The 8512-nt window shown below is 38.3% G+C and carries 6 protein-coding genes; 1 reads left to right on the top strand and 5 read right to left on the bottom strand.

Going from position 1 to position 8512, the window contains the following annotated elements; translation table 11 throughout:
• Positions 1-67: 67 nt before the first annotated feature.
• The 5 genes from HWQ44_RS15740 to HWQ44_RS15720 all read right to left on the bottom strand — a co-directional run bounded on the left by HWQ44_RS15740 (position 68) and on the right by HWQ44_RS15720 (position 5034).
• Positions 68-487, bottom strand: a complete 420-nt coding sequence (locus tag HWQ44_RS15740) for a hypothetical protein (protein ID WP_292720120.1) — start codon at positions 485-487, stop codon at positions 68-70.
• A complete protein-coding gene (gene cas8a1 / locus HWQ44_RS15735) occupies positions 468-2045 on the bottom strand; it encodes a type I-MYXAN CRISPR-associated Cas8a1/Cmx1 (RefSeq protein WP_292720117.1) in 1578 nt (525 codons plus the stop codon). Before cas8a1 ends, HWQ44_RS15740 begins: the two co-directional genes overlap by 20 nt.
• Before the next feature lie 2 nt (positions 2046-2047).
• A complete protein-coding gene (cas6, locus tag HWQ44_RS15730) occupies positions 2048-2710 on the bottom strand; it encodes a type I-MYXAN CRISPR-associated protein Cas6/Cmx6 (RefSeq protein WP_292720115.1) in 663 nt (220 codons plus the stop codon).
• A 508-nt stretch (positions 2711-3218) separates the two neighbouring features.
• A complete protein-coding gene (locus HWQ44_RS15725) occupies positions 3219-4553 on the bottom strand; it encodes a hypothetical protein (protein WP_292720113.1) in 1335 nt (444 codons plus the stop codon).
• 217 nt (positions 4554-4770) lie between these two features.
• Positions 4771-5034, bottom strand: coding sequence for a hypothetical protein (locus tag HWQ44_RS15720; RefSeq protein WP_292720111.1), 264 nt, complete (start codon positions 5032-5034; stop codon positions 4771-4773).
• 271 nt (positions 5035-5305) lie between these two features.
• On the opposite strand from HWQ44_RS15720, the gene HWQ44_RS15715 reads away from it, so the two are divergent.
• Positions 5306-8512, top strand: a 3207-nt coding sequence (locus tag HWQ44_RS15715; RefSeq protein WP_292720109.1) for a caspase family protein, incomplete at its 3' end; no start/stop codon positions are given.

Raw genomic sequence — 8512 nt, 5'->3', positions numbered from 1 at the left:
AGGTAGCCGTTCTTGAACCCAATTAAATACCCTTGCTAAGTTAAACTCTTAGTAACTAATTATACTCTCATGAGAGTAATAAAAGAGCGTTAGGGGTGCTGGCTTTTGTTTGTTTCTTTTTTCTCTTTGTTGTTGAAGTGTCCTCCTCTGTTTCAGCAGACTCTAATAAAGCAAACCCAAAAATATCATCATCATAAAATTGTTCTGGATCGAAATATTCACTTGTTAACCGATTAATATTTTCGTCCTCATCCCAAACTCTATTAACTAAATAACCTTGATTTTGAAGATAAAAACGTAACGCCCAACGGATTGCACTTGAACCTACAAAAGAATGAATCTTACCATCATTCCAATAACCTTTTTGCAGAGTAGTCTTATTTCCTCGTCTAATGTCATGATTTAAGGACGCTAAACCATAACGAGTGAGGACTGTTCCGTAAAGATAATAATTAGGGATATTATTGTCATTCTTCTTCTGACTCATAATTCACTTCTTCTACTTTTTGATTGTTTGGGAATGAACTATCATCCATATTTGTGGGTTTATCTTTGGGTTTATAACTGGCGACCGCTAACAATGACCAAATTCTTATTTCTTGCCAAGGTGATTTTTTAATTAGTAGTGCAATCTCTTCCTGATGCTCATTAAAATACTTATTTAATCCACCTCTTACTAAAAAGTCAGACAAATATTCCTTAAACGACAATTCATCATAACAATAGTTTAGCTCTGCCCTTAATCGTTCAACTTTCTTCTTAATTGGAGGATCTTTACCTGACTCTGTTTTGGCATAAATTTTAGCAAAGTTGCCCTTCATAGCTTGCTGAAATACCTTAATAAAAATAAGATACTGCTTGTCTTCTTCACTATTCTCTGCCATTATGATGAATCCTTTTCGATTGGAAAATAACTGGTTAAATAAATATTCTTTTGAATCCTCTATCACCAATTTTTCCCAAAAATTAGACCACCAATGGATTCCTTTCACTAAATTATCAGAAATCAGGGAGCGAATCGGATTGACCTTAATAAAAATTTGCTTATATTTAATTATCTGATAATTAGTTTTAAAGTATTTTTGCACCTGTTGATAAGTGATTAAAATATTCTTATCAATTTTAATTTCTTCTATACTCATCAATGTCCGTTGACGAGAAGCTTTGTTTGTTTTTTCATATAACCAAACTTGACAAGCTTGATAGTAGCCCACTTCAGGCTGAATATCGTCTAAGCTGTAATAAAGTAATCCTGCTTCCCCAAGACTACTAACATGAAACTGTTTAGTTTCTAATTGCTGTAATCGCCATCTCCTTTGAGAAGCGTCTTCAAAATCCTTTATTTCTGGAATCACCACCAAGTAGCGATGGGGTTTCCTTTCTTTTAAGTCTTCTGATGGTATATGAAGTAAGCAATAATGACAAACTACTGGTACAAATAATAATGCTAAAGCGTATTCAGGTTTCTCTTCTAGTTTTGTAGTATTCTGCGTTCGAGCATGGCGAACAATTCCCCCTAAATACAACCAACTGGTTATTTGAATGTAATCATGTCTGAGTTGTTGGGTATCTGCCTCGCATAACTTCTCTGCAAAGGTTTGATGTACGTACCAAGTTAGGGATTTATATTGATACTCGACTTGTTTTTCTTCAAACGTTAGTTCAGTGTTAATTATCTCTCCTGCTTGATAAAACTTATTAAGTCGCAGGAAAACAGCGCATATTCCCTCATGAATATGGATTTTCTGCCTTAAATCTATTCGATCATTGTCTAATCCTACTAAATGAATTAAACCTGTATCATCTAATTGAAAAGACTCCTTAATTAACCAAGATAGGGCAAAAAAATCACTTCCTTGCCAGAATAATTCAATAGTATCAGCAGTCAAAGACCATGATATATGTCCTCCCCGTTGACGAGATGAGGGATATTGCTTTTCTAATCGCTTTAAAGTCATGTAAAGTCCAGCCATACCGAGGCGGTGCATTATTGTCGTATCCGCAGCATCGAGAGATAGGGAAATTTTGGGTTGGGTAGCAACCATAATCAGGTTTCCTCTTCTTCCTTGGAGCGAGTCGCTGGGACAAATATTCCACACATCATCTTTCGTTTCCCGCCAATTCCCTGTTCTTGCAGGATTAAGGAATCTTCTGGGTTGAGTTCGCTGATTTTTACGCCAAATCCTCTAACTTTAAACTGTTTCCCTTCTTTATTGATGGTTAATTGTCTTCGTTGAGGTGTTCCATTTTGTCGGGTGAGAAGTTCTATTTTTCCTTGTATTCCTAAATTATCCAGTTGCCGTTGAACAGCTTCAATAAAGTTAGTAGAGTCTTGGAACCCTTTAATTATCACTAATCTCGAATAGACGCTTTCTGAAGAAATTAAAGGTTGGTAGTTGGGAATATCTAGTTGATAAAAATTTTGACCTATATGAAAAGCTTGACCCGCTAAATAAGGATAAATTAAAGGAATTTGTTGATGATAAATCCGAATTTTTAGACGAGATTGAGCAGTGAGTTCAAGCAAATTGTTTCTGGTCGGTATTCCAGCAATCGGATGAATCCCAATAGACTTTAGTTCGTGAAGGCTAGGACAGATACTGGACAAAGCACTATAGATAACATAACCATTATCAAGAGGAATCGGTGCGCCTCTTAGCTTAAACGTTAAGTCTACATATTCCTCACTGTGAAGTAATATGGCTGCCATAGATGGAAATTTTGAGATGTCAGAGTTTGTTTAATACATCAACATCCTCTTATGCAAAATTGTCCTCATTGTCATCGCCGACTATTTTGGTTAGAGTGGCAATCCACTGTAGGCTATTGTTCGCAATATTCTTACTACTTAAGAGGATCTTCTAATACTCCAGTAGTTACTCAGAACAGATGGATAGCCAAAAGTTCCTATCCCATACCAGCATGAACCACTTCTGCTCCATTATAAAAAAATTCGGTGCTTTTTGTACAACAATAAAAAAGTCGTATAACACATAAGATACTTATACAACTTATCCTGTAGGTGAATATGCAAGCATCTACAGGAATTTTTCTGAGAGCAATACAACAGGAATCTAATACCGAAAATATTACATCTTGTCACGATCGCTGTTTGCGCTAGCCTCTCCAAACGAGAAGGCTTAAGCTTCTCTTCTCTACGAGAGGCTGCGCCCTAAGCGTAGCTATGCCGCAGGCTTTACGAGACGCTTTGCGAACGCTTATCGCAATCGTTTTCTCAGCCACCAAACCATAAAACCAACAATGATTCCAACCATCAGACTGTAACTGAAGGGGTAGTTGCAAAAATAAGGAATTTTAGGAAAGATATCTTTCATACTTTCTTTACTACAAAAATCTTTAGCAGGTGATTGTAGTAGAGTTACGGTTGCTATACCAGCACCTGCAACAGCTACAAGCTCTTGAAAGCTACGCTCTCGTTCAGATTTTTCGACTTCTATGCGACTGCGAGTAACGTTAATTGTATCTTCTAAAAGTTTCAAGCCAATCTGCATATTTTCGATATCTTTATTAATTTGTGGTAAATATTTTTTTTTCGCTAGGGCGCTGAATTTTTCTAAAAAATCTAACTGATTATTTTGACCTGCTTTTTCTTTAATCAAAGCCAAGCGAAGCTGATAATTAGATAAATTAATTTCAATGATTTGTTTTTGAAAAGATAGGTTTAGTAAATCGATTGTGTATTGCTGAAGAATGCTATCGATATTATTTAAATTTTTGCGATAAGTGGTAATATTCTGCTTCTCTTGCCGAGAATTACTTAGGTTAGTAACTTTTCTATTTTCTTCAATCTGTTTATAATGATTGAGCAGAGATTCTTTGACTAAACGACTTTGCCAGTAAGCCCACGAAATCTTACTTCGATAACAAAATAACCCCATCCAATCTTTATAAAATTCCGCAGCTTTTTCTGCACTCTCTCGATTATTGTAAATAGTAATAATCACATGATGTTCATTACTATTTAGAGAACTTGTGTCGTTTTTTAGGCTCTGATTTATATATTGCGATCGTCCTATTTCAAAAACTTTTCCATCTAAAAAAGTACCTTTTTCTGGTTGCCAAGAAGTATCTTTAAATAAAGCATAATAGCAATTTTTGGCAATATCTTCAGGATTTTGAGACGAGTTTTCTAGTAGCCAACCAGAAAGCAACCAGGTTTTGCCAATTATTGCCAGTTCTTTATTTAGTTTTTGTTCAATTTCAGTTTTTAATATTGTAAAAGACTTAGTTGGTTGAATTTCAGTTTGATTATTAATGGAACAATCAACTTGTAAACCATAAGTGTCATTTAATCTAACAGCATAATAGTATCCTTCTAAAGTTTTATTGTGGGGAATAAAGTTAATTTGAGGAGGATGGGTAATCTCTAAATACTCGGTTTCAATGTCATGATCATGGAATTGAGTATCAGAGGGTAATTGTTCTAAAAAAGCTGCTTGGTTTTTTTGCGTTTCTACATCAGTTGTGTTTAAAGAAGTTTTTAAAACATATAAAAACAAATCTAGTGTAGGATAAATTAAATCGCTCATCACAAGGACAAAACTAATTTGATTGATTGGATTGAGATAAAAATTGTTTCCATTTTTCTAAAAATGTCGCTTGTTTAACTGTTTCTTCTGGTTGAGAAGAATTACCAACAATGACTACAACATTATTAAGTTGGCTTTCGTAGCCTGTAGCTTCATTTTTTGGTTTAAAGCCTCTAGCTATTGGAGACTTTTCAAGAGTATTTAGTCTATTAATTTCTGCTTAATTAGGAAGTAAATCATCAGGAATATCTTCTAGATTATCTAATTGAGATTTATAAAATTGATAAGACTTATTTAAGTCAGGATTAGGGGTAATTATTTCTAATAAACGTCCTTTAATATAATCTTCCCAAGCTTTGGGTTGGGTATCTAATTGCTTGGCAACTTCTTTTAAATTCTGTTTTTCTTGTTCTCCAAGGGCGGTTTTTAAGTCTTGAAACGCCAAGAGAAAAGCGATGATAGTATTGTCAGCCTTTGTATTCATCGGTTTTTATACCAAACTCACTACGACTAGTATAAACATAATTTAAATGAGATAATTACAGCAGATATCTTGATGTTCAGTTTTGATTTTATCTGTCTAGAAAGAATAATTCATTAAATAAAATGTTATTTATTATACCTTTAATTGTGTAAATAAATCTAGTTTATTGCACTGTAACCTAGTGATTTTTCATACAACCTAAACGAATGCTGTGGACAGATTTTGCCTACAGTTTAAGCAAAAAGTTATCAGAGTCAGTCAGGTAAGAAAAATGGCATCGGAATGGGCGGCTATTGTTATTGGAATTAATTATTACCCAGAGTACACTACTCTAAAGCCGCTAACAGCAGCAGCAGAGGATGCAGAAAAAATTGCTAAACAATTAGAACTATACGGTTATAGACCTTTTCGCGCTCAGTGTTTACCTAGAACTTTAAACCAGAAGGGAGAAAGTACAATTGACCGCCAAGGGGTGGTAAAGGTGCAAGAATTGAGAGAAGCGATCGCTAATCTTTTCAATCCTCCTCCTCCTAACCCCATCCCAGAGACAGCGTTATTCTTCTTTTCAGGACATGGATGGTGCAAAACTGTAGCGGGTAAAGAAGAAGTATTTCTAGCTACCAGTGATGTTTTACCTGAAGCAGAAATTTATGGTATACCCTTAAGTTGGTTGGGTGAGCAGTTGCAAAGCAGTCAGGCTAAACGAGTCGTTGTTTGGCTAGATTGCTGCTATAGCGGTGAATTGTTGAAGTTTATTCCCGCAGATAAAGATTACTGTTTTATTACTGCAACCCGTTCTTACGAAACTGGAGTCGAAATTCCCCACACGCAGGGGTTGTTGACGCAGGCGTTACTTGCAGGATTGAACCCGGAAAATGACGCAGATGGGATCATCAATAGCCACAAATTGGCAGATTTCATTATCAGCCAAATGCCAAATACAGTCCAGCGTCCGTTAATTGAGAATTCTACACGAGCAATTCTGCTGACAACTAAGTTTTCTCAAAAAAGCTTTCAGGATAAGTGTCCTTATCGTTCTCTGTCGTATTTTAGCGAGACAAAGGAAGATGCTGAGGTTTTTTATGGGCGGAGTGCGCTAACTGGGCAGTTAATTCAACAGGTAAGAGATAAGCATCGCCTAATTGCTGTATTAGGTGCTTCTGGTAGTGGAAAATCATCTATGTTACGGGCTGGGTTACTCTACCAGTTGAAGTTAGGGCAAGAGATTCCAGGGAGCGATCGCTGGACTTATATTACACCGTTTACGCCGAAAGAATCTCCTGTTAACAGTTTACAGTCGGCTTTTGCACTTTCTTTGCCTGGGGTGTGCTTTCAAAGTCTTAGATCCCCCCAACGCCCCTTAAAAAAGGGGGGCGAAGAATCTTTTAAAGTCTCTTTTCAAAAGGGAGGCGAAGAATCTCTTAAAGTCCCCCTTTTGAAGGGGGATTTAGGGGGATCTAAAAAGTTAGGCAAGACAACGGAAAATATTGCATATATCCTCAGTGAGCAGTTAAAAGCATTAAACACACCAGTCATTTTGATTATCGACCAGTTTGAAGAATGCTTTACTATGTGCAATGACAGCCAGCGCCAAGAATTCTTTGACTGTTTGCGGGAATTAATTGACTGTACAGATAATCTCTATATTTTCATTGGGATGCGATCGGATTTTCGGGGGAGATGGCGAGAATATCCCAAATTTGCCGAGAGAATTCATAAACCTTATATAAACATCGAACACTTAAGCCGTGAGGAAATTGAAGAAGCGATTACTAAACCGGCTGATTGGGTAGGATTAGGCATAGAAGGAAGGTTAAAACAGCAACTAATTAATGATGTTGAGGATTACCCCGGAAGTTTGCCGTTGTTGCAATATACCCTAACAGAATTGTGGCGTGAGTCGAAAAATCACGGCGATGAGGTTCTCAGCCTGAAAACTTATCAGGATTTAGGCGGGGTTGAAGGAACGCTACAAAAACGCGCCGATGCAGTTTACGAGAATCTTTCACCAACAGAAAAAACTGTGGCGCGGCGGATTTTTCTGGAATTGACGCAAATCGGAGAAACCACAGATGTTAGGCGGCGCGTGCGTTTAGGCGAGTTGGTTAATTCCCATCATTCCCTGGAACTTTTGCAACAGGTGAGTGAGAAGTTAGCCGATAGAGATGCACGATTAATTACAAAGAGAGATGAGCCGGATTCACAGGATGTAATTTTAGATGTTGTCCACGAAGCCTTAATCCGCCATTGGCAAATGTTGCGGGATTGGAAAGAGGAATATAAGTTGGGAATAGCTATTGAGCGACAGATTGAAGCGGAAGCCCAAGAATGGCAGAGGAATGATAAAAAGCCAGGATTCCTGAGAAAAGATGACAGATTAGCAGTAGCAGAGGGATATTTAGCTAGATTTGGTGATTGGCAGATGCTGAATGGGGTAGCCGAGGAGTATATTCAGAAGAGTCAAGAACTGCAAAATCGCCTGGTTCGAGAAGAAAAAGAAAGCATAGAAATAGAAGCACAAAGGAAACAGCGAAATCAATTTGTAACTATATTTGCTACTCTATCGTTTGGGTTAGCTGGATTAGCTGTATATCAATGGTGGAACGCCCAAAATAAAGCCAAGGAAGTAGCACAACAAGGTGTAGTTACTCTGGCACAAACTTCTGAAACTTCCCTACTTTCCGACAGGCATCTTGAGGCTGTGGTTGCAGCTCTACAGTCAGGTAGACAACTTTTAGGTAGACCAATTAAAAATGTCAATTTAGAACAAACGGCTAACCAGCAAGCTGTATTCGCACTTAAGCGAGCAATTTACAATATCCAAGAGCGGAACAGTTTGGAAGGGCATAGCAATGCGGTCAATAGCGTAGCATTTAGCCCCGATGGCAAGACGATCGCTTCTGCAAGTGCTGACAAAACCGTCAAACTCTGGGATGCGGCTACAGGTAAAGAAATCACCACCCTTAAGGGGCATAGCGATGCGGTATATAGCGTAGCATTTAGCCCCGATGGCAAGACGATCGCTTCTGCAAGTGCTGACAAAACCGTCAAACTCTGGGATGCAGCTACAGGGAAACCCATCTCCACCCTCAAGGGGCATAGCGATGCGGTATATAGCGTAGCATTTAGCCCCGATGGCAAGATGATCGCTTCTGCAAGTGCTGACAACATCGTCAAACTCTGGGATGCAGCTACAGGGAAACCCATCTCCACCCTTAAGGGGCATAGCGATGCGGTATATAGCGTAGCATTTAGCCCCGATGGCAAGACGATCGCTTCTGCAAGTGCTGACAAAACCGTCAAACTCTGGGATGCAGCTACAGGGAAACCCATCTCCACCCTCAAGGGGCATAGCGATGCGGTATATAGCGTAGCATTTAGCCCCGATGGCAAGATGATCGCTTCTGCAAGTGCTGACAACATCGTCAAACTCTGGGATGCAGCTACAGGGAAACCCATCTCCACCCTCAAGGGGCAT

It is taken from the genome of Nostoc sp. JL34, assembly GCF_017114945.1.
In the GTDB taxonomy this organism is placed as follows: domain Bacteria; phylum Cyanobacteriota; class Cyanobacteriia; order Cyanobacteriales; family Nostocaceae; genus Nostoc.
This window is presented reverse-complemented; position numbering and strand designations above follow the sequence as displayed.